Origin of the sequence: Pseudonocardia terrae (assembly GCF_021343995.1) — a bacterium.
Classification (GTDB): domain Bacteria; phylum Actinomycetota; class Actinomycetes; order Mycobacteriales; family Pseudonocardiaceae; genus Pseudonocardia; species Pseudonocardia terrae.
This window is the reverse complement of sequence record NZ_JAJTTE010000015.1, coordinates 99080-122753: the sequence shown is the minus strand read 5'-3', so window position 1 is coordinate 122753 and position 23674 is coordinate 99080. Positions and strand designations below refer to the sequence as shown.

At 74.6% G+C, this 23674-nt stretch carries 24 protein-coding genes; 12 read left to right on the top strand and 12 right to left on the bottom strand.

Going from position 1 to position 23674, the window contains the following annotated elements; all coding sequences use genetic code 11:
• Nucleotides 1–17: 17 nt before the first annotated feature.
• Genes LWC33_RS12720 through LWC33_RS12705 form a run of 4 tightly spaced genes read right to left on the bottom strand, consistent with a single transcriptional unit; the run spans nt 18 to nt 4025 of the window.
• Complete coding sequence (locus LWC33_RS12720) at nt 18–401, bottom strand: globin (protein WP_233304524.1); 384 nt, start codon at nt 399–401, stop codon at nt 18–20.
• Nucleotides 398–1387, bottom strand: coding sequence for a mechanosensitive ion channel family protein (locus LWC33_RS12715; RefSeq protein ID WP_308190938.1), 990 nt, complete (start codon nt 1385–1387; stop codon nt 398–400). Before LWC33_RS12715 ends, LWC33_RS12720 begins: the two co-directional genes overlap by 4 nt.
• Nucleotides 1384–3504, bottom strand: a complete 2121-nt coding sequence (locus LWC33_RS12710) for a prolyl oligopeptidase family serine peptidase (RefSeq protein WP_233304523.1) — start codon at nt 3502–3504, stop codon at nt 1384–1386. The genes LWC33_RS12715 and LWC33_RS12710 overlap by 4 nt, the downstream gene beginning before the upstream one ends.
• 11 nt (nt 3505–3515) lie before the next feature.
• Nucleotides 3516–4025 carry a GNAT family N-acetyltransferase gene (locus tag LWC33_RS12705; protein WP_233304522.1) on the bottom strand — a complete coding sequence of 170 codons (510 nt, stop codon included), beginning with the start codon at nt 4023–4025 and terminating at the stop codon, nt 3516–3518.
• A gap of 45 nt (nt 4026–4070) precedes the next feature.
• On the opposite strand from LWC33_RS12705, the gene LWC33_RS12700 reads away from it, so the two are divergent.
• Nucleotides 4071–4610 carry a TetR family transcriptional regulator gene (locus tag LWC33_RS12700; protein WP_233304520.1) on the top strand — a complete coding sequence of 180 codons (540 nt, stop codon included), beginning with the start codon at nt 4071–4073 and terminating at the stop codon, nt 4608–4610.
• Between the two features lie 101 nt (nt 4611–4711).
• On the opposite strand, the gene LWC33_RS12695 is transcribed toward LWC33_RS12700, so the two are convergent.
• Nucleotides 4712–5353, bottom strand: a complete 642-nt coding sequence (locus LWC33_RS12695) for a pyridoxamine 5'-phosphate oxidase family protein (protein ID WP_233304519.1) — start codon at nt 5351–5353, stop codon at nt 4712–4714.
• A gap of 71 nt (nt 5354–5424) precedes the next feature.
• On the opposite strand from LWC33_RS12695, the gene pdxR reads away from it, so the two are divergent.
• Nucleotides 5425–6789, top strand: a complete 1365-nt coding sequence (pdxR, locus tag LWC33_RS12690) for a MocR-like pyridoxine biosynthesis transcription factor PdxR (protein WP_233304518.1) — start codon at nt 5425–5427, stop codon at nt 6787–6789.
• Between the two features lie 73 nt (nt 6790–6862).
• A complete protein-coding gene (locus LWC33_RS12685) occupies nt 6863–7207 on the top strand; it encodes a nuclear transport factor 2 family protein (protein WP_233304517.1) in 345 nt (114 codons plus the stop codon).
• 110 nt (nt 7208–7317) lie between these two features.
• On the opposite strand, the gene LWC33_RS12680 is transcribed toward LWC33_RS12685, so the two are convergent.
• Nucleotides 7318–9960, bottom strand: coding sequence for an MFS transporter (locus LWC33_RS12680; RefSeq protein ID WP_308190939.1), 2643 nt, complete (start codon nt 9958–9960; stop codon nt 7318–7320).
• A 228-nt stretch (nt 9961–10188) separates the two neighbouring features.
• The gene (locus LWC33_RS12675; RefSeq protein ID WP_233304515.1) at nt 10189–10620 is read right to left on the bottom strand and encodes a TIGR03618 family F420-dependent PPOX class oxidoreductase; all 432 of its coding nucleotides are present in this window, start codon (nt 10618–10620) and stop codon (nt 10189–10191) included.
• Nucleotides 10621–10670: 50 nt separating this feature from the next.
• Between LWC33_RS12675 and LWC33_RS12670 the strand changes: the two genes are divergently transcribed.
• Both LWC33_RS12670 and LWC33_RS12665 read left to right on the top strand, forming a co-directional pair.
• The gene (locus tag LWC33_RS12670) at nt 10671–11555 is read left to right on the top strand and encodes an isocitrate lyase/PEP mutase family protein (protein ID WP_233304513.1); all 885 of its coding nucleotides are present in this window, start codon (nt 10671–10673) and stop codon (nt 11553–11555) included.
• A gap of 66 nt (nt 11556–11621) precedes the next feature.
• Nucleotides 11622–12746, top strand: a complete 1125-nt coding sequence (locus LWC33_RS12665; protein WP_233304512.1) for a D-alanine--D-alanine ligase family protein — start codon at nt 11622–11624, stop codon at nt 12744–12746.
• A gap of 6 nt (nt 12747–12752) precedes the next feature.
• On the opposite strand, the gene LWC33_RS12660 is transcribed toward LWC33_RS12665, so the two are convergent.
• Together LWC33_RS12660 and LWC33_RS12655 are read right to left on the bottom strand one after the other, a co-directional pair.
• Nucleotides 12753–13334, bottom strand: coding sequence for a DUF3515 domain-containing protein (locus tag LWC33_RS12660; RefSeq protein WP_233304510.1), 582 nt, complete (start codon nt 13332–13334; stop codon nt 12753–12755).
• 24 nt (nt 13335–13358) lie between these two features.
• Nucleotides 13359–13595, bottom strand: coding sequence for an Lrp/AsnC ligand binding domain-containing protein (locus LWC33_RS12655; protein ID WP_233304509.1), 237 nt, complete (start codon nt 13593–13595; stop codon nt 13359–13361).
• A gap of 87 nt (nt 13596–13682) precedes the next feature.
• On the opposite strand from LWC33_RS12655, the gene LWC33_RS12650 reads away from it, so the two are divergent.
• Nucleotides 13683–14693, top strand: coding sequence for a thiamine-phosphate kinase (locus LWC33_RS12650; protein ID WP_308190937.1), 1011 nt, complete (start codon nt 13683–13685; stop codon nt 14691–14693).
• 75 nt (nt 14694–14768) lie between these two features.
• On the opposite strand, the gene LWC33_RS12645 is transcribed toward LWC33_RS12650, so the two are convergent.
• Nucleotides 14769–15914, bottom strand: coding sequence for a hypothetical protein (locus LWC33_RS12645; protein ID WP_233304508.1), 1146 nt, complete (start codon nt 15912–15914; stop codon nt 14769–14771).
• A 137-nt stretch (nt 15915–16051) separates the two neighbouring features.
• On the opposite strand from LWC33_RS12645, the gene LWC33_RS12640 reads away from it, so the two are divergent.
• Entirely contained in the window at nt 16052–17239 is a 1188-nt protein-coding gene (locus tag LWC33_RS12640) for an MFS transporter (protein ID WP_233304507.1), read from the top strand.
• A gap of 138 nt (nt 17240–17377) precedes the next feature.
• Nucleotides 17378–18520 carry an MFS transporter gene (locus tag LWC33_RS12635; RefSeq protein WP_233304506.1) on the top strand — a complete coding sequence of 381 codons (1143 nt, stop codon included), beginning with the start codon at nt 17378–17380 and terminating at the stop codon, nt 18518–18520.
• 2 nt (nt 18521–18522) lie between these two features.
• Here LWC33_RS12635 and LWC33_RS12630 read toward each other — a convergent pair whose 3' ends face one another.
• A complete protein-coding gene (locus tag LWC33_RS12630) occupies nt 18523–19866 on the bottom strand; it encodes an ABC1 kinase family protein (RefSeq protein ID WP_233304504.1) in 1344 nt (447 codons plus the stop codon).
• Nucleotides 19867–19947: 81 nt separating this feature from the next.
• Nucleotides 19948–20478, bottom strand: coding sequence for a DUF1697 domain-containing protein (locus LWC33_RS12625; protein WP_233304503.1), 531 nt, complete (start codon nt 20476–20478; stop codon nt 19948–19950).
• Nucleotides 20479–20644: 166 nt separating this feature from the next.
• Between LWC33_RS12625 and LWC33_RS12620 the strand changes: the two genes are divergently transcribed.
• The 4 genes from LWC33_RS12620 (at nt 20645) to LWC33_RS12605 (ending at nt 23546) form a co-directional block, all read left to right on the top strand.
• Complete coding sequence (locus LWC33_RS12620; RefSeq protein ID WP_233304502.1) at nt 20645–21319, top strand: DedA family protein; 675 nt, start codon at nt 20645–20647, stop codon at nt 21317–21319.
• Nucleotides 21320–21389: 70 nt separating this feature from the next.
• Nucleotides 21390–21641 carry a hypothetical protein gene (locus LWC33_RS12615; RefSeq protein ID WP_233304501.1) on the top strand — a complete coding sequence of 84 codons (252 nt, stop codon included), beginning with the start codon at nt 21390–21392 and terminating at the stop codon, nt 21639–21641.
• A 99-nt stretch (nt 21642–21740) separates the two neighbouring features.
• Nucleotides 21741–22187, top strand: coding sequence for a nitroreductase family deazaflavin-dependent oxidoreductase (locus LWC33_RS12610; RefSeq protein ID WP_233304500.1), 447 nt, complete (start codon nt 21741–21743; stop codon nt 22185–22187).
• 372 nt (nt 22188–22559) lie between these two features.
• Entirely contained in the window at nt 22560–23546 is a 987-nt protein-coding gene (locus LWC33_RS12605; protein WP_233304546.1) for a cation diffusion facilitator family transporter, read from the top strand.
• The last annotated feature ends 128 nt before the right edge of the window (nt 23547–23674 follow it).

Below are 23674 nucleotides of genomic sequence, written 5' to 3'. Positions count from 1 at the left end.
GACCCGCCCGGCCCCTACTAGAAGCCGGAGTTGACCATGCTCGCCGCCGCGTACTCCAGGTACTGCCAGAGCTGGGCGCGGTGCGCCCCGTCGAGGTCCGACTCGTCGATGGCCACGCGCATGCAGCGCAGCCACGCGTCGCGCTCGATCGGGCCGATCGTGAACGGGAAGTGCCGCATCCGCAGCCGCGGGTGGCCGCGCTGCTCGGAGTAGGTGCGGGGGCCGCCCCAGTACTGCTCGAGGAACATCCGCAGCCGGTCCTCGGCCGGCCTGAGGTCCTCCTCCGGGTACAGCGGACGGAGGATCTCGTCCTCGGCGACCTGCTCGTAGAAGCGGTGGACGATCTGGTGGAATACCTTTTCGCCCCCCACCTCGGCGTAGAAGTTCTGCGGCGCACTCACGACCCCAGTCTCCCTCCCAGCCCGAGCGGTGTCGGCCTGGGGACGCCCTCGTCGTCGAACGCGTCCGTGATGGCGGCGTTGAGCGCGCGCTGCACGGCCCACTGCCTGCCCGGGTTGACCTTGACCGTGAGCCGCAGGGTGGCGCCCTCCGCGGTGACCTTCTCGACGCCCAGGACCTCCGGGTCCTCCAGCACGTCCTCGGCGAGATCCTCGTGCGCGACGCGGTCCGCGGCCACCCGCCCGGCCAGCTCGGAGACCTCCGCCATGTCGGCGGAATGCGCGAGCGGCAGGTCGACCACGGCCACCGCGTACCCCTGGCTCTTGTTGCCGACGCGCAGGATCTCGCCGTTGCGGACGTACCAGACCGTGCCCTGCAGGTCCCGGATCGTGGTGATGCGCAGGCCGACCGCCTCGACGGTGCCGCTCGCCTCGCCGAGGTCGACGATGTCACCGACGCCGTACTGGTCCTCGAGCAGCATGAACATGCCGGACAGGAAGTCCCGCACCAGGTTCTGCGCACCGAACCCGACGGCGACGCCGACGATCCCGGCCGAGGCCAGGATCGGCCCGAGGGCCACGCCGAACTCGGCGAGGATCATCACCGCGGCGATCAGCAGGATGACCGCCGAGGTGATCGAGCGCAGGACCGAGCCGATGGTGCGGGCGCGCTGGATGCGCCGCTGCGAGACGAGCGGCGTGGTGCGGACCCGCCGGGGCGCGCGGCCGAGCAGCTTGGTGAGGCGCCCGTTGGACGCGCCGTCGACCACCCGGGTGATCGCGCGGTGCAGCAGGCGCCGCGCCACCAGCCCGATGACGACGATCAGCGCGATCTTGATCGCGCCGTTGACGACCGCGTCGGCCGAGTTGGCCAGGAAGTCGTTGTTCGTCCACTGGTAGAAGCGGGCGCACCACGTCCCCGCCTGCGCGGCGCAGGCGGGCGGCTCGGCGAGCGGCAGGGCGTCGACGGCGTCCTGCAGAGGGGTCACGTGAGCTCCAGACCGGTGTGGAAGGCCAGGAAGGCCAGGGTGTCCACGGACAGCGCGACGGTGCGCGAGATCGACCGCGCCCCGTGCCCGACGTCGGTCTCCCGGCGGAGCAGGACGGGGCGGTCGAGCAGGTCAGCGGTGGTGGCGTGCTGCAGCGCCGCGCACATCTTGCGGGCGTGCAGCGGGTCCACCCGGGTGTCCGCCTCGAAGACGGTGAAGAGGGTGGCCGGGTAGGCCACGCCCCCGCGGACGTGGTGGTACGGCGAGTAGGAGAGCAGCCAGCCGAGCTGCTCGGGGTCGTCGGCGGTGCCGTACTCGTCGTTCCAGGTGCGGCCCAGGGAGAACAGCTCGTAGCGGACCATGTCCAGCAGCGGCGCCGAGCAGACGACGGCCGCGTAGAGGTCCGGGCGCTGGGTCAGCGCCGCCCCGACGAGCAGTCCGCCGTTGGAACCGCCCTGGATGCCGAGCTGCGCCGGCGTCGTGGTGCCCGCGGCGACCAGGGCCTCCCCGGCGGCGTGGAAGTCGTCGAACACGTTCTGCTTGTGCGCGCGGTTGCCGGCGAGGTGCCAGGCCTCGCCCTCCTCGCTGCCGCCGCGCAGCCCGACCAACGCGTAGGCGCCGCCGGAGGCGACCCAGGCCAGTGCCGACGACGTGTACGCCGGCTCGCGGGCGATCGAGAACCCGCCGTAGCCGGTCATCAGCACGGGCCACGGGCCGTCGCCCAGTCCTGATTCCGGGACCGGGGTGACCACGAACATCCGGACGGTGGTGCCGTCCTTCGAGGTGAACTCGCGCAGCTCGGAGCGCACGGCGGGCAGGTCGACCTGGCCGGGCGCCGTCGCCTCGAGCACGGTCGTGCCGCGCGCGTAGCGGTGCACCTGCGGGGGCGTGACGAGGTCGGTCCAGCCGATCCAGACCTGCCCGTAGCGGTCCGGGGTGTCCCGGTCGGCGACCGTGAGCCCGGTGAGCGAGCCGGTGCCCGGCAACGGGATCGCACCGGCGGGCGTGCCGTCCACGGCGTGCAGGGCCAGCTCGGCGACCGCGTGCCGGGCTCGGGCGAGGACGAGGCGCGGCTCGTCGCCGCTGCCCGGGGCGGGCTCGAGCCAGCGGACGGCCTGCAGCACCGACGCGGGGTCCTCGGGGACCAGGTCGCGCCAGTGCTCCCGCTGCGGCGTGGCGGGGTCGGTGACGGCGAGGCGCCAGCGCGGCGCCCCGTCCGTGGTGTGGATGTAGAGGCGGCCGTCGCGCTCGACCCAGCAGGTGGCCTGCACGTCGTCGGCCTGGGTGAGGACCGGGACCAGGTCCGGGGTCTTCCCGTCGGTCAGCTCGGTGATCCACACGCTGTCGCGCCGCGCGGTGCCGACGTTGGCCGTGACGACGAGCCAGCGGCCGTCGCGGGACACGCGCACGCCGTAGTAGGTGTGGTCCTCGTACAGGCCCGGGCCGGTGACCAGCTCGTCCTCGGTGTCCGGGGTGCCGACCCGGTGTCGCCAGACGCGGCGGTGGAAGTCCTCCTCGCCGTCGTCGACCTCGCCGGGGGCGACCTTGCGCACGTAGACGAACTCGGCGCCCCCGGGCAGCCAGGCCACCGACGAGTAGCGGCAGCGGTCGATCGGACCCTCGACGACCTCGCCGGTCGCGACGTCGAGCAGGGAGAGGACCGACTGCTCGTCGCCCCCGTGCGAGACCTGGTAGGCGATCCGGTTGCCCTCCAGGTCCGGCACCCAGGTGTCGAGCGTGGTCAGGCCGGTCGGGTCGAGGGCGATCGGGTCGAGCAGCGCGCGCTCGCTCCCGTCGGGCTCGCGGACGTGCACCACCGCATGTTCCTGGCCCGGCTCGCGGCGGGAGAAGAAGGCCCGCCCGGCCCGCCACAGCGGCACGGAGATCGAGCCGGCGGAGAGCAGCTCGCGCAGCCGCGTCTCGAGCACCGCACGCCCGGGCAGGGCGTCGAGCCGGCCGCGGGCGAGCTCGTCCTGTGCCGCCGACCACTCGCGGGTCCGGGGGTCCTCCGGGTCCTCGAGCCAGCGGTAGGGATCGGCGACCGGGCGCCCGTGCAGCTCCTCGACGAGATCGAGGCGGGGAGCCCCGGGGTAGAGCGGAGGGTGCGACGTGCTCACACGATCGGAGGTTACGTGACCACCGGATCGTGATCGTTCACCCCCAGGGACAGCGCGTAGTCCTGCCCGGTCAGGTCCGCGCCGAAGCTGTGGTGCGGTTCCTCGGCGACGAGCCGGAATCCCGCGTCGAGGTAGAGGTGGCGGGCCGCGGCGAGGACGTCGTTGGTCCAGAGCCGCAGCGTGGCGTACCCATGCTCGCGGGCGAAGCCGACACACGTGGCCACGAGCCGTCGCCCCAGCCCGTGCCCGCGGGCGTCGGGATGGACGAGCAGGATCCGCAGCACGGCGGTGTCCGGGTCGGCGCCGGGGACGCACAGCACGCAGCCCACCCGGTGGCCGTCGAGCTCGGCGATCCAGCCGCGCTCCCGCGGTCCGGGGGTGAAGTCGGCCACGATCCGCGCCACGAGGGCCTCGAAGCTCGCGTCCCACCCGAACTCGGCGGCGTACAGCTCCCCGTGCGCGGCGACGATCCACCCGAGGTCGCCGGGCCTGCCGATCTCGCGGATCTCGACGTCGGCCATCGTGCCTCCTCGACTGAAACGAGTGTTTCAGTGCAGGATGACGTGATGGCCGACGAGGGGCAAGGGGCGGGCTCGCCGCGGCGGGAGGAGCTGCTGGAGGCGGCGTACGCGTACGTGCTGCGGCACGGCCTCGCCGACCTTTCCCTGCGCCCGTTGGCCAAGGAGATCGGCAGCAGCCCGCGGGTGCTGCTCTACCTCTTCGGGTCGAAGGACGGGCTGGTCCGGGCCCTGCTCGGGCGGGCCCGGGACGCGGAGCTCGCCCTGCTCGCCGACCTGCCCGCCGGCGACGCCGCGGGCCTGCTGCGGGCGTTGTGGGAGTGGCTCGCCGCGCCCGCGCACCGCGACCTGCTCCGGCTCTGGGTCGAGGGGTACGGGCGCGCACTCACCGAGCCGGACGGGCCGTGGGCGGGGTTCGCCGAGGCGACCGTGCGGGACTGGCTCGCGGTCCTCGGCCGGGTGCTGCCCGAGCCCGCCGCCACCGAGGCGCTCGCCGTGCTGCGCGGCGCCCTGCTCGACCTGCTGGCCACGGGGGAGGCGCGACGGACGGGTGCGGCGGTGGCGGCCCACGTCGCCCGCCTGTCCTGAAACCACCCCGCGCTCGCACCCACCGCCGCCCTTCCGCACGCCGGCCCGGGCCGGTGTGCGAGGTGGCGGAGGTGTGTGCGAGCGGGCGGCCGGGCCGAGGGCTACCGGGCGGTGACGTGCGGGGGGGCCAGGGCGCCCGCCGGGACGTGCGGGTCCGGCACGGGCGCGCCGAAGCCGCCGGTCAGGGGGACGACGCCGGCCCAGACCTCGGGCGAGACGTCCTCCGGCTCGTCGGCCGGCGGGCCGGTCCGGACCTTCACGCTGGCCTCGGCGAGGTCGAGCGCGAGCACCGCGGTGGCGGCGAGCTCCCGGCGCGTCGGCGGGCGCGCGTAGTCCCACGAGCCGGGCGCGAGGTGCTCGACGATGGCGCGCAGCGCGTCCGTGCGCTCGGGTTCCCCGGTGACCAGCCGCGCGGTGCCGTGCGCGACGGCGCTGCGGTAGTTCATCGAGAAGCTGAAGACGGAGCGGGCGTAGACGATGCCGTCGAGGTGCGTCACGGTCGCGCAGACCGGGATCCCGTCCTCGCGCAGCCAGCGCGCGCCGGACGACCCGTGCACGTAGAGGGTGTCGCCGATGCGGCCGTAGCCGGTGGGCAGCACGACGGGCGCGCCGTCGCGGACCAGGGCGAGGTGGCAGACGAGGCCGTGGTCGAGGACGTCGTACAGCGCGGAACGGTCGGTGGCCCCGCGCTCGCGGTGGCGGCCGACGGTGCTGCGGGGCGTGGGGGACAGGGCGGTGCTCACCCCACCGAGTCTGGAGCGGGAGGTGGCATCCTGGAACGGCCACTGCGCCTCGATTCCGGAAGGCCACTGCCGTGTCGATCGTGACCGAGCTGCCGCCTCTGCACCTCGACCGCACCAGCCCCGAGCCCCTCGCGGCGCAGCTGGCCGACGCCCTGCGCGCCGCCGCCGCAGGGGGTGCGCTGCGGGCGGGGGATCGGTTGCCGTCGACCCGCGAGCTGGCCGCGGTCCTGCACGTCAGCCGCACCGTGACGGCGGCGGCGTACGACCAGCTCCTCGCCGAGGGCTGGGTCGAGGGCCGGGTCGGCGCGGGCACCTTCGTCACCGCGGCCCCGGCGGCCGCCCCGGCGCCCGGCCCGCGTCACCCACGCACCGAACCCACCGACGCTCGACCGCGGATCGAGCTGCAGCCCGGGACGCCCTGCACCGAGGTCCTGGACCGGGCGGCCTGGCGGCGCGCCTGGCGAGGGGCCGCGGACCCCGAACCCGACCTGCTGCCCCGGTACGCCGGGCTGCCCGGGTTCCGCGCCGCCGTCGGCGAGCACCTGCTGCGGCACCGCGGGCTCGTGGCGCGTCCGGACGAGGTGCTCGCCACCGGCGGGAGCACGGGCGCGATCGCCGAGCTGGCCCGGGTGCTGCCGGAGGGCGCGCGGGTCGCCGTCGAGGAGCCCGGGTACCGGCGGGCCGCCGATGCGCTGGCGGCGTCCGGGCTGGCGGTCGTCGGCGTGCCGGTCGACGACGAGGGGCTGCGGGTCGAGGACCTGCCCGCCGACCTCGCCGCCGTGTACTGCACCCCGGCGCACCAGTTCCCGGTCGGCGGGCGGATGCCGGCCGCGCGGCGGATCGCGCTCGTCGAACGGGCCCGCGCCGAGGGCCTGCTGGTGATCGAGGACGACTACGACGGCGAGCTGCGGTACGACGTCGCCCCGCTGCCGCTGCTCGCCGCGCTCGGCCCGGACGTCGTGGCGCACGTCGGGACGGCCAGCAAGATCCTCACGCCGACGCTGGGGGTGGGCTGGCTGGTCGCGCCGCCCGCGGTGCGCGCGGCCGTGGCCGAACGCCGGGAACGGACCGGCTCGCGCCCGGCCCCCGCGGGCCAACGGGTGTTCACGGCGTTCGCCACCGCCGGGGACCTGGCCCGGCACCTGCGCCGGCTGCGCCGGGAGCTGGGGGAGCGCCGCCGGCTGCTGGTCGAGGCGCTCGCGGGCGTGCCCCTGCGGGGCGACCGGGCCGGCGCACATGTCCTCGTCCCGTTGCCGGACGCGGCCACCGCACGGGCCGTGCAGCACGCGGCGGCGCAACGCGGGGTGGGGCTCGAGGTGCTCGAGCGGTACGCGGGCTCGGGGGCGCCCGGCGGGATCGTCGTCGGGTACGCCGGACCCACGCGCGCCGACTTCATCGCCGCGCTGCCGGTCCTCGTCGCCGTGCTGAGGGGCTGAAGGGCTGACAGGACTGTCGAACGGTCGTTAGTCTGCACGGGAGTTCCCCGCACCGGAGCGAGAGGAGGCCGTGATGACGCGCACGCCGACCGAGGTTCTGAACGCACATCTCAAGGCCATCAACGCACATGACGTCGAGGCGATCGTCGCGGACTACTCGCCGGACGCGGTGCTGCTGATGCCGGGCGCCGTGATGCAGGGGCTCGACGCCATCCGTCAGGGGTTCGCCGGCCTTCTGGAGACCATGCCGAACAGCGTGTTCACCGAGCGGTCGGTTACCGAAGCCGAGGGCACCATCCTCCTCGAGTGGACGATGGAGTGCGACACCGCCACCGTCAGCGACGGCGTGGACACCTTTGTGGTCCAGGACGGTCGAATCGTCGCGCAGACCGCCCGGTTCACGCCCGAGCCCCGCTGACGGCCCCGCGAACGCGACGCCGCTGAGAACGGTCCGCTCCCGTACGCCACCGGCCCGCACCCGAAAGGGGTGCGGGCCGGTGGTCCGTGTGGGGCCGATCGGCCCCGGCGTCAGTCCCCGGCGACCGGCGTGTTCTGCGGTGCGTACCGCGGGGCAGCGGTGCCCTCGGCGGCGCCGGCGGCGGCCGCACCCACGGCCCCGAGCCGCAGCTCGACGTTCGTGGTGCCGGCCCCGGAGAGCTCCACCTGCGTGACCGCGGGCAGGTGCACGCTGGTGGTCACCGTGTAGGTGCCCGGCAGGACCCGCGAGACCGTGAACCGGCCGTCCGCCCCGCTGGTCGCGGTGGCGACGACGTCGCCCGTCCCGTCGACGACGGTGACCAGCGCGTTGGGCAGGAGCCGCCCGTCCGGCCCGGTGACCGTGCCGCCCAGCCCGCCGCCGGCGTCGAGCACCAGCTCGACGGGGGCCGCGCCCTCGGCGGTCACGTGCACCGTGGTGGCCTTGGGCTCGTGCCCGGCGAGGGTCGCCGTGACCGTGGTGGTGCCGACCGGGATGCCGTCGAGGCGGAAGCGCCCGTCCTCCCCGGTGACGGCGCGGCCGACGAGCCGGCCCGTGCCGTCGAGCGCGAGCACGGAGACCTGCGGGGCGGGGTGCTCGCCCGCGCGGACCAGGCCGCGCACCGCGCCGTCGCCGCTGAGGTCGAAGTCCTGCGAGGCGCCCTTGCCGTTGAGCGCCACGGTGGCGACCTCGGGCCGGAAGCCCGGCGCGGTCGCGACCACCATGTACGTGCCGCTGGGCAGGCCGTGCAGGGCGTAGGAGCCGCCCTGGTCGACCTCCGCGCGGCCGACCTGCCGGCCGTCGGGGGCCGTGACGGTCACGACGCCGCCCGGGATCGCCGTGCCGTGCGGGGTGCGCAGCGCACCGACGACCGTGCCCGCCGCCGGGACGGCCTCGGCGGCCCCGGCGAAGCCGGCGAGGGCGGCGGTGCCGACGCCGGCGGTCGCTGCCGTCCCCGCCACTGCCGTACCCACCGTGGGAAGCGGCATCGTGGGGGGCTCACCCCACTGCGCGTCGGCGCCGGCGGCCCACTGGGTGTCCGTGTCGACCAGCTCGCCGCCCTCGGCCGCCAGCTCCGCGCCGACGGTCTCCGGCATCGGCGAGGTACGCCGGCTCCCGGTGAAGACCGAGGCGACGGCCGCGACCACGCAGGCGGCCACGGCGAACCAGAACGCCGCGGTGAGGCCCTCGGAGAAGGGCTGCGAGATCAGGTTCGGGAAGAAGCTGCGGCCGGTGAGGAAGTCCGCCTGCGACGCGGGGATGTGGTGCAGGACCGGGCCCAGCAGCTCCTGGATCGGGTTGTAGCCCAGGAACGCGGCGAACAACACGCCCACCGGCGGGAGTTCGGCGATGCGCGCCGCGTCGGCCGCGGGCACGCCGTGCTGCAGCAGGCCGTTCTCCATGACCGATGGCAGGTGCGTCGACAGGCCGGCGATCATCAGGCTGAAGAAGAACCCGATGGACAGCACCATCGCGGCGTTCTGGAAGGTCGCTGTCATGCCGGCGCCGGCGCCGCGAGCGTTGGCCGGGAGGCTGTTCATGATCTCGGCGCGGTTCGGCGAGGCGAACAGGCCCATACCGATGCCGTTGACCAGCAGGATGACCGCGAAGGCCCAGTAGTTGAAGTTGACCGGCAGGATCTCCAGCAGGATGAAGCTGATCGCCGTGATCACCATGCCGCCGGTGGTGAACCACTTCGTGCCCCACTTGTCCGACAGCACGCCGGAGAGCGGCGCGGAGGCGAGGAAGCCGACGGTCAGCGGGAGCATGTAGATCCCGGCCCACAGCGGCGTCTGCTCGAAGCTGTAGCCGTGCTGCGGCAGCCAGATGCCCTGCAGCCAGATGATCAGCACGAACTGCAGGCCACCGCGGCCGAGCGAGGCGAGCAGGTTGGCCAGGTTGCCGAGCGTGAAGGGCCGGTTGCGGAAGAGCGAGAGCTCGAACAGCGGGGCCGCGACCTTCGTCTCGATGATCCCGAAGATCACGAGCACGACGATGCCGCCGATGATGCAGCTCAGGACCATCGGGCTGCCCCAGCCCATGACGCTGTCGCCGTAGGGCTGGATGCCGTAGGTGATGCCGATCAGCAGCACGATGAGGCCCACCGCGAAGGTGATGTTGCCCCACCAGTCCATCTTCGCCCGCACGCGGCGGCCGTTGTCGTGCAGCTTGTAGTAGGCCCAGAAGGTGCCGAACAGGCCGAAGGGCACCGACACGACGAAGATTAGGTGCCAGTTCACGGGGCCCAGCAGGCCGCCGATCACCAGGCCGAGGAAGGAGCCGGCGATCGCGGCGACGCCGTTGATGCCCAGCGCGAGACCGCGCTGGTTGACCGGGAAGGCGTCGGTGAGGATCGCGCTCGAGTTCGCCATGAGGAACGCGCCGCCGATGCCCTGCACGATGCGCCAGGCGATCAGCCAGATGGCGGCGGCGTCGCCCTGTTGCCAGGTGACGGCGAGCAGGATCGACGAGATGGTGAAGACCGCGAAGCCGAGGTTGTACATCTTGACCCGGCCGAACATGTCGCCCAGCCGGCCGAAGCCGACGACCAGCACCGCCGTGACGACCAGGAAGCCCATGATCATCCACAGCAGGTAGCTGGTGTTCGACGACTCCAGCGGGTTGATCCCGATGCCGCGGAAGATGTCCGGCAGCGCGATCAGCACGATCGACGAGTTGATCGTGGCCATGAGCATGCCCAACGTGGTGTTGGACAGCGCGATCCACTTGTAACCGGGGCCGGGATCGCGGACCTCCCCCGGACGGTCGATGACGGCAGCCTGCTCGGCCGGCACGTGCCCTCCCATGGACGACGATTAGTTGTCTCAGGCTAACCGTTTCGGCGTGCCACGGTCGAGCGCGAAGTTCCGCGATCGTGGGTGTGATGTCCCACAGTGGAGTCGGCCGAGCACACTCCGTGAGGATCAGGCGTTGCCGTAGGCCTTCGTCGGAGTGACGAGAACGGCGACCCGGCCCTCCTCCCGCATCACGCGGTCGTAGGTCTCCCAGTCGTCGTGCGTGCCGCCGGCCGCGCTGAACACCGCCCGCAACAGCAGCCGCAGCTCCTCGGGATCGGTGTCGCCGGGGCCGACCAGCTCGCTCGTGCCGTCGACCGCCGCCCAGCGCCAGCCCGCCCGCCACAGCACCGACGTGGCCGGGCGCGCCCGCAGGTTGCGCAGCTTGACCGGCCCGTACGTCACGTAGCCGACGACCGGTGTCCCCGTCCGCGGGTGCGCGAGCACCCCGGCGTTGACGAGCGACGAGTGCGGGGTGCCGTCCTGCCGCACCACCGTGACCGACGCGAGCCCGTGCTCCTGCCCGACGATCCGCCGGGCCGCCTCCAGATCCACGCTCATGTCCCTCAGTGTGGACCCGGTCACCGGCGAAACCGTGAGACGCTCGGAGCATGTCCGACCTGTTGTCCACAGCTCCCCGCGCGCGGCTGCGCGACCTGCTCTCCGGGCCCGGCCCGCTCGTCGCCCCCGGCGCCTACGACGCCCTGTCCGCCCGGCTCGTCGAGCAGGCGGGCTTCGACGCCGTCTACATGACCGGTTTCGGGACGACGGCGGGCCTGCTCGGCCGCCCGGACGTCGGCCTGCTCAGCGCGGCGGAGATGGCGGACAACGCCCGTCGGCTCGTCGCGGCCGTCGACGTGCCGGTGATCGCCGACGGCGACACCGGCTACGGCAACGCGATCAACGTCCTGCGCACCGTGCAGACCTACGAGCAGGCCGGCGTCGCGGCGATCCAGCTCGAGGACCAGGTCACGCCGAAGAAGTGCGGCCACATGAGCGGCAAGGAGATCGTGCCGCTGCCGGAGATGCTCGGGAAGATCCGGGCCGCCACCGAGGCCCGTCGCGACCCGGAGTTCCTGATCATCGCGCGCACCGACGCGGTCGCCGTCGAGGGTGTGGCGCCGGCGATCGAGCGGGCCAGGGCCTTCCGCGACGCCGGTGCGGACCTGCTGTTCGTCGAGGCGCCGACCGCGGAGGCCGACATCGAGCGGATCGCGGGCGAGCTCGCGGGCGTGGCCCCGCTCGTCTTCAACTGGGCCGAGGGCGGGAAGACCCCGCCGCTCAGCCTGGAGCGCATGACCGAGCTCGGCTTCGCGCTGGTGATCTACCCCATCGGCACCCTGCTCGCGGCCACCGCCGGGATCCGCACGCTGCTGGAGACGCTGCGCAAGGACGGGACCCCGAAGGCCGTGCTGCCCGGGCTGCCCGCCTTCGACGAGTTCACCTCGCTCGTGGGGCTGCCCGAGGTGCAGGAGCTGGAGCAGCGCTACCGCTGAGCCCGGGTGCGCGGTTCGGTGGGGCGTCCGTCACGCGGAGGGCCGGTCCGCCTACGCTCCCCGGTCATGAGCGTGCCCGCGAGCGAGTCCGCGTCCCGCCCCGGCCGGATCCGGGTGGCCGTCGTCTTCGGCGGGCGCAGCTCGGAGCACGCGATCTCGTGCGTCTCCGCGGGCAGCGTGCTGACCCATCTCGACCGGGAGCGTTTCGACGTCGTCCCGGTCGGGATCGCGCCCGACGGGGCCTGGGTCCTCGGCACGGACGACCCGGCCGCCCTGCGGATCACGGACCGCGCGCTGCCGCAGGTCGACCCCACCGCCACCGCGCTCGCGCTGCCCGGCGACCCGACCCGCGGTGGCCTGCTGCGGCTCGACCCGGGGCGCGCCGGCGAGGTGCTCGCGGGCGTCGACGTCGTCTTCCCGGTGCTGCACGGCCCGTTCGGCGAGGACGGCACCGTCCAGGGCCTGCTCGAGATGGCCGGGCTCCCGTACGTCGGCGCCGGGGTGTTCGCCAGCGCGGCCGGCATGGACAAGGAGTTCACCAAGAAGCTCCTGGCGGCCGAGGGGCTGCCCGCCGGGCGGCTCGTGGTGCTGCGCCCGCAGACGCGGACCCTGTCGGCCGAGGACCGGGAGCGGCTCGGCCTGCCGGTGTTCGTCAAGCCGGCGCGCGCCGGGTCGTCGGTCGGGATCACGAAGGTGCGCGACTGGGCCGAGCTCGACGCCGCGATCGCCACCGCCCGGGTGCACGACCCGAAGGTGCTGGTCGAGGCCGCGATCGTGGGCCGCGAGGTGGAGTGCGGGGTGCTGGAGCTGCCCGACGGCACGCTGCGCGCCTCGGTGCCCGCCGAGATCCGGCTCGTCGGCGGGGCCGGCGAGTTCTACGACTTCGAGGCCAAGTACCTCGACGACGTCTGCGAGTTCGACATCCCCGCCAAGCTCGACGACGTCCTCACCGAGCGGCTGCGCGAGATGGCGATCGCCGCCTTCCGCGCCCTCGACTGCCAGGGCCTGGCCCGCGTCGACTTCTTCGTCGGCGAGGGCGGGGAGCTGACGGTCAACGAGGTCAACACCATGCCGGGCTTCACGCCCATCTCGATGTACCCGCGGATGTGGGCGCACACGGGCGTCGACTACCCCACGCTGCTCAGCACGCTCGTCGACACCGCGCTCGCCCGGGGCACCGGCCTGCGCTGACTGTGGTCAGCGGACGGCGACGGCGGTGCGGGGGAGGGTGCGGGCGATCGCGTCGGAGACCGTCTGGACCGGGCCGGTGCCGACCTCGGTGGGCGTCGTGAGCGCGACGTACACCTGACGGTCGACGGCGACGTAGGTCACCAGCGTCGGCTGCGGGGTGCCGTCGGAGATCGTGAGCCAGCTGACGCCGTTGACGTCCGTGAGTGTGGAGGTCGGCGTCAGCTCCTGGGGGCGCGGGAGACCGCAGCGCAGGACCACCGGTCGGGGCGCGGCCGCCCACGCGCGGGCGCCCGGCGGCACGGGCTCGGCGAGCGGTCGTGCGGGGAACGCGGGGTCGCCGGGGAGATCGGCGGGCAGCGCCGCGAGCAGGTTCGTGCAGGCAGGGGACGACGCGTCGGGGGCGTCGACGGGCGCGAGGGCGAGCGGGCCCGTCTCCGAGGCGGGGGCGGGCGCCTCGAACGCCCCCGCCCGCGCCGCGATCCCGAGGCCGGCCACGACCAGCGCGAGCAGGACCGGCAGGGCGATCGCGAGGACCACCGCCGGCCGTCGCAGGTCGGGGCCGTGCCGCGGGTCGGTCGGGGAGGACATGGGACGGGTCAGGCTCCTTCGGGCTCAGCCCAGCTTGACCACCGGGCAGGTCAGGGTCCGGGTGATGCCGGAGACCCCCTGCACCCGGGCGACCACGAGCTGGCCCAGCTCGTCGACGTCACCGGCCTCGGCGCGGACGATGACGTCGTACGGCCCGGTGACGTCCTCGGCGGTGACGACGCCCTGGATGGCACCGATCTCGGCGGCGACCGCCGCCGCCTTGCCGACCTCGGTCTGGATCAGGATGTAGGCCTGCACCACGGCGTGCCCCTTCCGGTTTGCTTGTCTGGAGACCCGCCGGACGGCATCCGACGGGAAAGTCGGACGCAACGTACCTGAGGAGAGCCCGTGTCCCCATCGTCGCGCACCCCGTCGGGGTCCACCGAGGCGAGCGACACACCGAGCCGAGCGGACGAAACGCCCGCACTGGCCACGATCGGGGAGTTCGGCCTCATCGAGCGGGTGACCCGGGACCGGGTCCAGCCGCCGGCGACGCTGCTCGGCCCTGGCGACGACGCCGCCGTCGTGGCCCAACCGGACGGGCGGGTCGTGGCGTGCGTGGACGTCCTGGTGGAGGGCGTGCACTTCCGGCTCGACTGGTCGGCGCCGGAACACGTCGGGCGCAAGGCGGTCGCGGCCAACCTGGCCGACGTCGCCGCCATGGGTGCGGTGCCCACCGGCCTGCTCGTCGGGCTCGCGGCGCCGCGCGACACCCCCGTCGAGATTCTCGAGGGGCTCGCCGCGGGGATGTGGGCGGAGGCCGGGGTGGTCGGCGTCGGGCTGGTGGGCGGCGACGTCGCCTCCTCGCCGACGCTCGTGGTCTCGGTCACCGCGCTCGGCTCGCTGGACGGGCGCGCCCCGGTGACCCGTGACGGCGCCCGGCCCGGCGACGTCGTCGCCGTGTGCGGGCGGATCGGCTGGGCCGCCGCGGGGCTCGCGGTGCTGACCCGCGGGTTCCGGGCGCCCGGCGCCCTGGTCGACGCGCACCGCGTGCCCACGCCGCCCTACGGCGCCGGACCCGCGGCCGCGCTCGCCGGCGCCACCGCGATGATCGACGTGTCCGACGGCCTGCTCGCCGACCTCGGGCACGTCGCCGCGGACTCGGGGGTGCGGATCGAGCTGCGGCGCGCGGCCTTCGCCGTCCCGGACCGGTTGGCGGAGGTGGCGCCGGCGCTCGGCGTCGACCCCGTCGACTGGATCCTCACCGGCGGCGAGGACCACGCGCTGGCCGCGACCTTCCCGGCCGGCACCGCGCTTCCGGAGGGTTTCGTCGAGGTCGGGCGGGTGGCCGAGGGGGAGGGCGTGGTCGTCGATGGCGAGCCCTACGCCGGGGCGCCCGGCTGGGAGCACTTCACCTGACAGGGCAGGGGGCAGTAGGCCGAGCTGCGGTGCCGGAGCCGCTGTCGCGCGGCTGCGGCACCACGACCGACGCGCTCAGCTCCGGCGGCGGAAGAGCCTGCGCAGCAGGGTGTCCGGCTTGCCCGGAACGGAGCGCTGCGGGTGGGCGAACGGGCGGTCGGCAGGGTCGACCGGCGCGATCGGGAGAGCCGGGATCGTCGCGGGCGCCGGAGACGACGCGAGGGGCTTCAGCACCTTCGTCGACGGCTCGGCGGAGGGCGGGGTCGTCGAAGGCTTCGCGGCGGGGGTCGACGACGGCGAGGACGGCGAAGACGGCGGCGCTGTGGGGGTCGTCGGCCCGGGCTGCGGGATCCGGGCACCGACGGTCAGCCGGCTCGGGAGCACGGGGCGCTTCACCGCCGGCGTCGGGCCCACAGCGGCCCGGGCCTCGGCGGCCCGGGCTTCGGCAGATCGGGTTGCGGCAGATCGGGTTGCGGTGCCCTCCGAACCCGACGGGGCGCGGGGCATCTCGACGGTGGTCTCCAGGTCGGACGGCTCGCCGGGCCCACCCGGACCCCGCTGATCCTTCGCCCCGACGGCCGGCTCGGTCTCCACCTCGGCCGGTTCGGCCTTCACCTCGGGCACCTCGGCCGGTTCGGCCTTCACCTCGGGCACCTCGGTCTTCACCTCGGCCGGCTCGGCCGGCGCCTCGAGTGCCTCGGCTCGGGGCGCGTCGCCGGGCTCGGCCGCGGGCGCCTCGGTGGGGGCGTCCGGGGGCGCCTCGCTGCCGGCTTCGGTCGAGGCCACCTCGTCGGCGGTGAGCTCCTCGACGAGTTCGACGGGAACGTCAGCCGCGGCCGGGCTCTCCGTCGACGGGACGGCGCGGGACTCCTGCGCGGCCTCGGCCACGGCGGGCTCCTCGACCGCCTCGTCCTCGGTGGGCTCGGCGGCCGGTTCGACCGCAGGATCGGCGGCCGGGGCGACCGCACGGTCGGCGGCCGCCTGCGCGTCGTCGGAGTCGGGCGAGGAGGTCGCGTCGGCGCCGTCGACGGCCCCCTTCGCCCCACCCGCCGCGGACGTGTCGCGCGCGTCCGCGGCGGGGGCGGTGCGGGGGCGCGGGCTCGGACGGACCCGCAGGTAGGTGGTGCGTTCGGCGGGCCGGATCGCAGAATCCCCCGTGGTGCCCGGCGACCTGGTCGGCGCGGTCGACTCCTCGGTGGTGCTACGTCCGGACTCGCTCACGGCCCGGCTATCGGGCGCACGGGCGACCCCGTTACGCCCCAACCGCTCATTCACAGCGATCAGGTGACCACCCACCGGTACCGGGGGTGGCCCGCGGCCGCTGGGCGGGAGCAACCCCGGTCGGGTACGCAGGAGCGGTGAACGCACGGTCCGCGTCGCTCGTCCTGGTCGGCCTGCTCGCGCTGTCGCTGAACCTGCGGGCGGCGCTGTCGGCCTACCCGCCCCTGCTGGGCGAGGTCCGCGGGGCGCTGGGGATCGACGCCGGCACCGCAGGGGCCGCGCAGACCGGGGCCATCCTCGCGATGGCCGTCGGCTCGCTGATCGGGCCGCGGGTGGGGGCGCGCTTCGGCGCGGTGCGGGCGCTCGGCGCGTCGGTCGGGCTCGTCGCGCTCGGCAGCCTGGTCCGCGGCGTCCCGGCGCTGGCCCCGCTGTTCATCGGGACGCTGGTGATCGGGCTGGGCATCGGCGTCGCCGGCGTGCTGCTCACGGCGGTGGTGAAGGACCGGCTCGCCGCCCGGGCGGGCATGGCGAGCGGCGCGTACGTCGTCGCGATGATGCTCGGCTCGACGATCGTCAGCGCCCTGGCCGTGCCGGTCGCCGTCGGGCTCGGCGGCTGGTCCTACTCGCTGGCGCTGTGGGCGGTGCCCGCCCTGGTCGCCGTCGGCGTGTGGGTCGCGATCATGCGCGGTGACACCGCCCCGCGCTCGGCCAACGCGACGGCACGCCGACGACTGCCCTGGCGCGACCCCTTCGCCCGGCTCACGGCGATGTACCAGTCCGGGGTGTCGCTCACCGTCTACGGCTCGCTGACCTGGGTCGCGCCGGCCTACGTCGACCGCGGCTGGAGCCCCGGCACCGCCGGCCTGCTCATCGCGGTGTGGAGCGTGGCCCAGATGCCGTCGGCGCTGCTCGTGCCGATCCTCGCCGAGCGCTCGGGGCACTTCCGCCGGTGGGCGCTGCTGATGGCGTCGGGCTCGGTCGTGGCGGTGCTCGGGATGGTGCTCCTGCCCGAACCGCCGGTGGTCGGGGCGTGGCTGTGGGTCGCGCTCATCGGGATCGGCTGCGGTGCGGGTTTCCCGCTCGGGCTGTCGGTCATCGCGCACCGGACCCCCGACGCGGCCGCCAGCGCGGCGACGAGCGGCCTCGCCCTCGGCGTCGGCTACACCGTGGCGGGGCTGGGGCCCCTGCTGATGGGCGTGCTCGTCGACCTGACCCACGGCTACGCCGCGGCGTTGCTGGTGCTGCTCGGCGCGGCGCTGCTGCAGATCGTCGCGACGGTCGGGATCGGCGACCACCGGCGCGAGGCCGCCGCCGCGACGACCTGAGAAAATCCCGGGACCGCGCGACCTGGCCGTCGCTACGCTGCCGCCGTGCCCTTCCTTTGACGCACGTCCCGCCCCCTGCCGCCGGCCGCCCGCGGTCCGGCGCGCCTCGTCGTCGGCTGGGCGGTGCTCGCCGACGCCGTGCCGCTCTACCCCCTCTACGCGCTGTTCTTCGCCGACCACGGCCTGTCCGGGGCGGAGATCTCGGCGCTGTTCGCGGTCTGGTCGGTCACCGGGTTGGTCGCGGAGGTGCCCTCGGGAGCGCTGTCCGACCGGTTCTCCCGACGGCGGGTCCTCGCCGCGGGTGGGGTCCTGCAGGCCGCGGCGTACGCCCTGTGGCTGCTCGCGCCCGGCTTCCCCGGGTTCGCCGCGGGCTTCGTCCTGTGGGGCGTCGGGACGTCGCTGTTCAGCGGCACCGTCGAGGCCCTGCTCTACGAGGCGCTGAGCGCCGCGGGCGCGGCCGACCGGTACGCGGGGGTGCGCGGCCTGGTGACCGCGGGCGGGCACGCCGCCCAGGTCCCCTCGGCCGTCGCGGCGACCGTCCTGCTCGCGACGGGTGGGTACGCGCTGGTCGGGTGGGTGAGTGTCGGCACCTGCCTCGGCGCCGTGCTGCTCACCTGTGCTTTTCCGGAGCCGCCCCGGGCCGGCCCGCCCGACGACGGCACGGACACCGCCGAGGACGCAGCCGAGGACGCAGCTGAGGACGCAGGCGGGGACACCGCCGAGGACCTCACCTACGCGCAGACCCTGCGTGCCGGGCTGGCGGAGGCCGTCGGCAGCCGCGTGGTCCGCGGTGTCCTGCTCGCCGCCGCGCTGGTCGGTGGGGCCGACGCCCTGGAGGAGTACTTCCCGCTGATCGTCGGGCAGCAGGAGGCGGTCGCGCTCGTCGCGGTGCCCGGCCTCCTGGTCCTGGTGGCGCTGGCGGGCGCGGTCGGTGCGGCGCTGGGCGGGCGGGCCGGCGGGCTGCGCGGACGCGGGCTCGCGGCGCTGGTGTCCCTGGCCGCCGCGGCCCTGCTGGCCGCCGGGCACGGGGGAGCGGTCGGCCTGGCCGCCCTCGGCACCTACTACGCCCTGCAGCAGTGCGCCCATGTCGTCACCGACACCCGGGTGCAGGAACGGCTCTCGGGCCGGGCCCGGGCCACGTCGACCTCGGTCTCGGCGCTGGGCACCGAGCTCGTCGCGCTCGCGGTGTTCGCGGCCTGGGGGCTCGGCGGGACGCCGGCGGTCGCCGTCGGCCTGCTGGTCCTGGCCCCGGCGCTGTGGTGGTTGCTGCGGCGGGCGTGAGCTCAGCCGGCGAAGCCGGGCACCCAGCGCTCGACCAGGCCGCGGGCCGCGACCGTGCAGTCGAGCCGGGCCAGGATGTTCATCCACCCCGACAGCACCCGCATGACCAGCGCGTACTCGGGCGGGAAGGAGAGCGCGCGGCCGGTGTCGCGGTAGGCCCGGTTGGTCGGGTTGGCCACCCGGGCCCCCTGGCGGGCGATCCACGCCTCGGTGAAGTGGAACGTCTCGACGCGCAGGGGGTCGGCCAGGGCCCCGACCCAGCGCAGGACGTCGGCCGATCCGGCGTCCGGGGCGAGGAAGCCCTCCGCGCGCAGCAGCGCGTCGAGGCCCTCGGCGTCCCCGTGCGCGGTGAGGCTCAGGATCCGCACGAGCACCGGCGGGATCCCGTCCGGCAGGCCGGCCGCGGCGCCGAAGTCGATCATGCCGAGCCCGCTGCCGTCGGCCAGCACGAGGAAGTTGCCGGGGTGCGGGTCGGCGTGCAGCAGCCCGACCCGCGCGGGGGAGGCGAACATCGTCTCGACGACGGTGTGCCCGAACCGGTCCCGGTCGGCCTGCGCGCCGCGCCCGCCGAGCATCTCGCGCAGCGGGAACCCGTCGAGCCACTCGGTGACCAGCACCTTCGGCGCCGATGCGACGACCCGGGGGATGCGGAGACCGGGCCAGTCGGCGAAACCGGCCGCGAAGGCGCGCTGGCGGTCCGCCTCCAGCCGGTAGTCGACCTCCTCCATCGTGCGCTCGCGCAGCTCGCGGACGAGGGCGCGGGCGTCGAGCGCCGGGAAGATGGCTCCGAACAGCCGGGAGAACCGCTCCAGCGTGCGCAGATCCGCATCGAGGGCGAGGTCGGCGCCGGGGTACTGCACCTTGACGGCGACGTCGCGGGGCCGCCCGTTCGACCCGCGCCACACGGCCCGGTGCACCTGGCCGATGCTGGCGGCCGCACGCGGTTCGTCGTCGAACTCGGTGAACCGCTCCCGCCAGCCGCGGCCGAGCTGCTCGGCGAGCATCCGGTGCACGTCCGCGACCGGCATCGGCGGGCTCGACGTCTGGAGCTCGGCCAGTGCCTCCTGGTAGGGCCCGGCGATCTCCGCCGGGATCATCGCGTCGTAGACCGACAGCGCCTGGCCGAGCTTCATCGCGCCGCCCTTGAGGGTGCCGAGCACCGCGAAGAGCTGCTCGGCGTTGCGGGCGAGGGTGGTGGCGGTGACCACGTCGGCGTCGGCGCCCGCGAGCGTGCGGCCCCAGCCGGTGACGGCCCGGCCGGCGAACGACAGGGGCAGCGAGGCGAGTCGCGCGGAGCGTCCGAACCCGTGGCGCGGGACGCCCCGGTCCGCCCTCTCGTCCGCCATCACGCCCCTTCCCGCGCTTCCTCCCGGCGACCGACGGTGACCCTACTGTCACGCGCCGGGAGGGACGAACGCGGTGCGCGGCTACTGGTCGGGGACCGCCGCGAGCAGCTTCTCCAGGGTGTTCCAGTTCCGGCCGGTGGTCGGGACCTTCCACGCCTTGCGCACGAACGCGGCCACATCGGGGGAGTTCGAGATCCCGTGCGGGCACCACTGGTAGATCCGCCCGTCGCGCACGACGATCCGGTCCGGGTCGAGCTCGGCGGGGCTGGGCGCGTCGGGCGGCGGCGCGCCGAAGAGCCAGAGCACGAGCATCCGCGACCCGTTGTCCGCGACGTCGCGCAGGGGATGGTCGTCGGCCGCGGCCTGCAGGTCGGCCCGGGTCAGCGCCAGCACCCGGATCTCCGTGCCGTACCGCTCGGTGAGGGCCGACTCGACCCGCTCGGCGACGACCTCGGCGGGCTCGTCCGCGGCGAGGACGGCGTTGCCGCTCTGCAGCAGCGTCGTCACCTGCGTGTACCCGAGGCCGGTGAGCAGCTCGCGCAGCTCGGCCATCGCGACCTTCTTGTTGCCGCCGACGTTGACGCCCCGGAGCAGCACGGCATAGCCCGACACGGCGGAAACGTACACCCGCCACGGCGACCCGACCGCTCACCGCACACGGAGCGCATCCGGCTGACCCCGGGGTCGATCCGGGGGTGTTCCCCCGTGACCGCCTTGTGACGTTCTGGGAGTGTGGTCCGAGTACTCCCCGAGACACCCGAGTGGGAAGGACCGTCCCGTGCAGCTCCTCGACGCCGGCGCCCTCGTGGCGCTCTTCGACGCCGTGCTGCACAGCGTGTGGCTGCTGCCGGTGCTCGCGGTGCTCATCGCGCTCGACGGGCCGTTCCCGGTCCTGCCCAGCGAGACCCTGCTGACGGTGGGGGCGGCCGCGGCGTTCGGCACCGGCGACGTGCTCGGCGTGCTCGGGCTGTTCCTGGCGTCGCTCGTCGGTTCGATGCTCGGCGACGTGCTCGTCTACTCCCTGGGCCGGAGCTCGAACCGAATCCTGCGCGGCGCCGGCCAGAAGGACGACGGGCTGGGTGCCTGGGTCCGCCGCAACCTCTGGAGCAGGCCGATCGTGGCCTGCGTCGGCGCCCGGCTCGTCCCCGGTGGACGGCTGGTCAGCACGGCGGCCTGCGGGCGGGTGCGGCTGCCGCTGCGGATGTTCCTGCCCGCCACCGTGGCCAGCTCCGCGGTCTGGAGCGTGTACATGCTGCTGGTCGGCGCGCTGCTCGGCCCGCTCACGAAGGGCAACCCGCTGCTCTGCCTCGCCGCCGGCATGATCATGGCGGTGGTCACGGCGGGCGGCTTCGAACTGGCTCGGCGCATCCGTCGCCGGGTGCTGGCCCGCCGGGCGGCCCGGGCCGCCGCTCTCGCCCCGGTTCCCGCCCCGAAGCCCGCGCTGGCGCGCTGACCCCGTTCGACCCTGCGGCCCGTCTCACGCTGAGACGGGCCACACGCGTGTGGGGCCCGAGAATGATCGGATGCGCGACGAGGCTTGGGTGGTCGAGGTGGGGGCGGCGAACGCGGCCTGGTTGGCTGCGGAGAGCCGGACGGCGCGGCTGGCGCGGGAGTACCGGCCCGTCGACCTCGGGGACGGCAGGGTCCGCTACAACGCCCGCGCGCTGGGCGCGGCCCGCGAGCTGGGCGAGGAGGAGGACGGCTTCCTCACCGACGACGCCGAGGGTCTGCGGGTGTGGATCGGCGACGACGCCTTCGAGCTCGAGCGCGAGTAGCGTACAGAAACGAGAGCACTGCTCTTGACTCCGGATCCGGAGTGCGGTTCACTCGTGTCCGTCGGAGAGCAGTGCTCTCGAACGAGACGAGGAGTCACGATGATCGAGCCGCAGCAGCGCTACCTGGTCCCGAAGAGCGGGACCGCCGTGTTCAACCGCGTGGTCGCCGCGCTGACCCGGGCCGGGATCAGCGTGATGGGGAGCCGTGTGCTGGCCGTGCGCGGCCGCACGAGCGGGCAGTGGCGCACCACGCCCGTGAACCTGTTGGTCGTCGAGGGGGAGCGGTACCTCGTCGCGCCGCGCGGGCACACGCAGTGGGTGCGGAACCTCCGCGCGGCGGGCACCGGGGAGCTGCGCCTGGGCCGGCGCACCGAGACCTTCACCGCCACCGAGATCGACGACGACGCGAAGCTCCCGATCCTCCGGGAGTACCTGCGGAAGTGGGCCTGGGAGGTCGGTGCCTTCTTCGAGGGTCTCGACAAGGACTCGCCCGACGACGCGCTGCGCGCGGCCGCCCCGGGGTTCCCCGCCTTCCGCATCCGGTGAGGATGCTGTCCGGTGCCGGTGGGGGCTCCCCAGTCCACCGGCACCGGTGTCGGGTTCAACGCGGCGGGCCGCCCGGGGTTTCGGTCGGAATCCCACGAATCCCACCAGTCCCGCCGAACGTCGGACGAGATGCGCCGATCGGTCGCTCCGCCGTCGAACTGCGTGCTCCGGCAAGGAACTCCCGGTGATCGCTCCGGGGTGACCGCGCGGCGCCGGACCGGACCTTCCGGACAACCTTCCCGAGCCCGGGCGGAACACGCGGGCCGGCGTTAGGTTCGTTCGGTGGTGGAACACTCGGGGCCCGACCGGCCCGCTCCCTCGAACGACGACAAGGACGCTGACCGACGGCCCGATACGCAGACCGACCAGGACGTGCAGGGCGGATCCGGCGGCGAGAGCACCCTCACCGTCCTGATCGCCGGGGGCGCCAACGCCGCGATCGGCGTCCTCAAGCTGGTCGCGGGCCTGCTCACCGGCTCGTCAGCGATGCTGGCCGAGGCCGCACACTCCGTCGCCGACACCACCACCGAGGGGCTGCTGCTGGCCGCGCTGCGCCGTTCGGCCCGCCGCCCGGACCGTCGTCACCCCTTCGGCTACGGCAAGGAACGCTTCTTCTGGGCGCTCATCGCGGCGGTGTCGATCTTCGTGTCGGGCGGCGTGTTCGCGATCTACGAGGGGATCTCGACGATCCTCGGGGAGAGCGCCGAGCAGACCCTGGTCTGGGTCGCCTACGGGGTGCTCGGCATCTCCTTCCTGCTGGAGGGCACCTCGTGGCTCCAGTCGGTGCGCCAGATCCGCGGCGAGGCCGCGACCGACGAGACGACCTTCTTCCGCTGGCTGCGTGCGACGGACGACCCCACGGTCAAGACCGTCTTCTTCGAGGACAGCGCCGCCCTGATCGGCCTGGTCCTCGCGTTCGGCGGCGTCGGGCTGCACCAGCTGACCGGCTCGGGGATCTGGGACGGCATCGCCTCGCTGCTGATCGGCGTGCTGCTGGCCGGTGTCGCCTACATCCTGGGCCGCACCAACAAGGGCCTGCTGATCGGCCGTCAGGCGGACCTGCGGCTCGTCACGGCCCTCCGCCGGGCGATGGAGGACCGGCGCGAGGTCGAGGCGGTCGTGGACCTGCTGACCATGCAGCTCGGGACGGACAGCGTGCTCCTCTGCGCCCGCCTGGACTTCGACGACGCGCTCGGTGCCGCCGACGTCGAACGGGCCTGCGTCGAGATCGACGCCGAGCTGCGGGAGCGCTACACCGACCTCGCCGAGATCTTCCTCGAGCCCGTCCCGCGGACCGACCCCGTGATGCGAGGGCGGGTGCTCGACCGCTACGGCCGCACCCTCGCCCCCGACACCTGAGCCCCGACACCTGAGCCCCGACACCTGAGCCCCGACACCTGAGCCCCGACACCTGAGCCCCGACACCTGGGGCCGCGGCACGTGCGGCGTTTCCGACCCCTGGCGTGCGTCCCGACACCTGAGGTGCC